Raw genomic sequence first — 3,416 nt, 5'->3', positions numbered from 1 at the left:
TTCGTCCCACTAGCCGGGAGGATATTGCGGTAACTGATGCAAACAATAGTTTCTACCGCAAGCTCAATGAGGGTGAAGAATTCCAGGACAAGCTGATATCCAGTGGGATGACTGTTTTTCCGCGTGTGTTGGAGTTTGCGCTTGAAGATTCGTTGAGTTTTTACAACCTTATTGACACCCCACGTCCAGAAAAAGCACGTGGGTATTCCGGTTTTTAATGGTGGTTGCGGTGTTCGGCTAGTTCCATTCCGTGCTGGGTGTTCGGCACTAATTTGATCCAAGTCAGGGTGCTCCTCGCGCGCGGGGCGTTTCCCGTCCTAAATTTCCCGCGGTAAAGGTGCTGAAGGATCTGAAGTAGGCTTGTAAGCCATGACCAGACGTGAGCTTCCTAATGCCCCGCTTCTTCAGGCCGCTAACGGCCAGACCCCGTCGCGCACCCCGGTGTGGTTCATGCGCCAGGCAGGTCGTTCCCTGCCGGAGTACCGCCAGGTACGCGAAAGCATCCCCATGTTGGACTCTTGCTTCATGCCGGAGCTTTTGGCGGAGATCACGCTACAGCCGGTACGCCGCCACGACATGGATGCGGCGATTTTGTTCTCTGACATTGTGGTGCCGCTGAAAGCTGCCGGGATTGGCGTTGAGATTGTGCCGGGCCGAGGTCCGGTGATGGATCAGGCGATCCGCTCGCGTGAAGACGTAGCAAATCTGCCGATTCTGAACCACAACGTGGAAGAGGTGGCTCAGGGCATTGAGATCATTCTGGGTGAGCTGAAGGACACCCAGGCGTTAATCGGTTTCGTAGGCGCGCCGTTTACGCTGGCCAGCTACCTCGTGGAGGGTGGCCCGAGCAAGAACCACGAGAAGACCAAGGCCATGATGCACGGGGAACCAGAGACCTGGCACGCGCTGATGCGCCGCCTGGTGCCCACCATCACCACGTTCCTGCACACCCAGGTTGAGGCCGGCATTGACGCAATGCAGCTGTTCGACTCCTGGGCGGGCTTCCTCACGGAGGCGGATTACCGCGAGCACGTGTTGCCGTACTCGGTGGAGATCTTAGAGACGGTTGCCGGTGAGATCCCGCGCATCCACTTCGGCGTTGCCACCGGTGAGCTGCTCGGCGCTATGTCGGAGGCAGGTAGCGAGGTTATGGGTGTGGATTGGCGTGTGCCGTTGGACGTGGCGGCGAAGCGTTTTGCCTCCCCACGCGTGCTGCAGGGCAACCTGGATCCGGCGATGCTGTTCGCGGGCACCGAGGTGGTGCGCGAGGAGATCACCCGAATCAAGGCTGAGGCGGCAAGGGCCATGCAGCTTGGTCACGCTACGGGGCACATCTTCAACCTCGGCCACGGCGTCCTGCCGACCACGGATGCGGATGCGATCACTGAAGCCGTACGCATCATCCACGAGGAGGCGTAAGCAACGTGAACGTTGCCATTATTGGCGCAGGTCTCGCCGGATTGACCGCAGCGTACGAGCTGCGCCGTTTGAGCGAGGCTAACGGTGTTGCTGATCTGCGTGTAGACGTCTATGAGGCAACCGACCGCATCGGCGGCAAGCTCTACACCGTGGCGTTTGAGGCCGGGCCGACGGATATGGGCGCGGAGGCGTTCATAGCGCGTCGTAAAGACGCTGTGGAGTTTTTCACCGAGCTCGGCCTGGGTGACTCGCTTGTGGAGCCCTCGGGTCTGCGTTCCTTGGTGTGGGTTGACGGTAAGGCGCGTGAGCTGCCAACCGGCGGCGTGATGGGCATCCCGTCATCCTCCGAAGGTGTGAAGCACCTAGTGAGCGAGGAGACTGCCCAGCGCATTGACCAGGAAGGCGAGCAGCCCGGTTTCGAGTGGGAAATCGGCGGTGACACAAACCTTGGCGCACTGGTGCGTGAGCGCTACGGCGATGAGGTGGTGGACAACATTGTCACCGCCCTGTTGGGCGGCGTGTACTCCTGCACCGCGGATGACCTGGGGATTCGCGCGACTGTCCCGCAGCTGGCCGCGGAGTTCGACCGCCTTGCCACAGATGGCCCCGTGCACTTGTCTACGGCCGTGGCCAACTTGGAGGCCGCACGCAAGGAACTACCCACTGGCCACGGCGCCGTGTTCAACTCTTTCCGCGAGGGCTACCAAGAGGTCTACGAGGCGCTGGCAGAGCAATCCGGTGCCAACATTTACATCGACGCGTTTATCTCCGCACTGACCCGCGAAGTTGCAGGTTACCGCCTCAAAGGTGGTGAAGATGTGGTGTATGACCAGGTCATTATCGCTGTGCCTGCCCCGACAGCCGCGTTGCTGTTGAATAGTGTTGCTCCGGAGGCGTCGGCCGCGCTGAAGTCTGTGCAGCTGGCTAACTCCGCGGTGGTGGGCATGCGTTTCGCCACCGATGAGGGCTTGCCACAAAACTCTGGCGTGCTGGTTGCCAGCAGCGCTCAGGATGTTCGCGCCAAGGCGTTCACGCTGTCTTCCCGCAAGTGGCCGCATTTGGCTGCACGCGGGGGCGCGTTGGTGCGTACCAGCTTCGGCCGCTTCGGCGACACCGTGGCGCTGTCCGCCAGCGAGGACGATCTTGTGGATTGGGCGTTGGATGACCTGCGCACTATCACGGGTTTCGACGGTCGTGAGGCCGGCCTCGAAGAAATCTACGTCCAGCGCTGGTTCGGGGGCTTGCCGCGTTTCGACGCGACGCACCTTTCCACCGTCGCCACCGTCAAGCAACTGCTTGCCAAAGCAGTCTCTGACGCTGAGGGTGCTGGTGGCGTGAGTGTTACTGGCGCTTGGGCCGCTGGCGTTGGTGTTCCCGCCGTGATTGCAGACGCCCGCGCTGTCGCCGCTGATGTCCTCAAGGGCTAGCCGTGTTTCCTAGCTGTGACCAGACGAAACCCCCATCGCCACGCCAACCGAAGTTGGGGCGATGGGGGTTTCGGCTTGCTGACCGTTGGTGACCGTTGGTGGCCGCGGTCTAGCGCGACTTACTTAGTCTCGGTTGCGGTGGAGTCCGTTGCAGTGTCCGCGGTGGAGTCCGTTGCGGTGCCCGCAGTGGAGTCAGAACTGGAGGAACCAGTGCTGGATGAGCCAGTGCTGGAGTCTGCGGTACCGGTGGTGTCGGTGACCGTGGAATCAGTGGTCGTTGTGTCGCCGGCGCCGGAGTCGTTGCAAGCAGCCAGGCCGGTGGATGCGAGCAGAACAGTAGCAGCGGCAGCAGCAAAGCGGATCTTGGTGTTGGACATGTGATTTCTCCTTGAACTAAAACAGCTATCTCGTAGCCAGCTGGTTTCGCTAGCCCCATCATTAATACGAGCTGTTTCTGTATGTTGGTTAATTTTTGAGTAGAAATCCCTATGTAATCTCACGTCGATTTGATCGATAGCGTGAATTATTGCCACGCCTGTTCAGACCACCGGTTTAGTAACGCCATGGTGA

Annotated in this window: 4 protein-coding genes; 3 read left to right on the top strand and 1 reads right to left on the bottom strand. The window is 60.2% G+C overall.

All coding sequences use genetic code 11. The features are described from left to right. The 3 genes from HMPREF3101_RS12130 to HMPREF3101_RS06565 all read left to right on the top strand — a co-directional run. Positions 1–218: hypothetical protein (locus HMPREF3101_RS12130; RefSeq protein ID WP_168160170.1), on the top strand; the 218-nt coding region annotated here is incomplete at its 5' end. A gap of 151 nt (positions 219–369) precedes the next feature. After that, complete coding sequence (gene hemE, locus HMPREF3101_RS06570) at positions 370–1,419, top strand: uroporphyrinogen decarboxylase (RefSeq protein ID WP_070463775.1); 1,050 nt, start codon at positions 370–372, stop codon at positions 1,417–1,419. Positions 1,420–1,424: 5 nt separating this feature from the next. Continuing rightward, positions 1,425–2,846: a protoporphyrinogen oxidase gene (locus tag HMPREF3101_RS06565; protein WP_070463774.1), complete on the top strand. Its 1,422-nt coding sequence runs from the start codon at positions 1,425–1,427 to the stop codon at positions 2,844–2,846. A 119-nt stretch (positions 2,847–2,965) separates the two neighbouring features. Here the strand turns inward: HMPREF3101_RS06565 and HMPREF3101_RS06560 are convergent, their stop codons facing one another. Beyond that, entirely contained in the window at positions 2,966–3,223 is a 258-nt protein-coding gene (locus HMPREF3101_RS06560; protein ID WP_070463773.1) for a hypothetical protein, read from the bottom strand. Positions 3,224–3,416: the final 193 nt, after the last annotated feature.

It is taken from the genome of Corynebacterium sp. HMSC29G08 (assembly GCF_001806875.1).
In the GTDB taxonomy this organism is placed as follows: Bacteria; Actinomycetota; Actinomycetes; order Mycobacteriales; family Mycobacteriaceae; genus Corynebacterium.
Note: the sequence above shows the minus strand (reverse complement) of the source record. Positions and strands in the feature narration are given on the sequence as shown.

Coding starts and splice junctions, on each gene's coding strand:
- hemE (WP_070463775.1), top strand. CDS start 370: ATGACCAGACGTGAGCTTCCTAATGCCCCGCTTCTTCAGGCCGCTAAC.
- HMPREF3101_RS06560 (WP_070463773.1), bottom strand. CDS start 3,223: ATGTCCAACACCAAGATCCGCTTTGCTGCTGCCGCTGCTACTGTTCTG.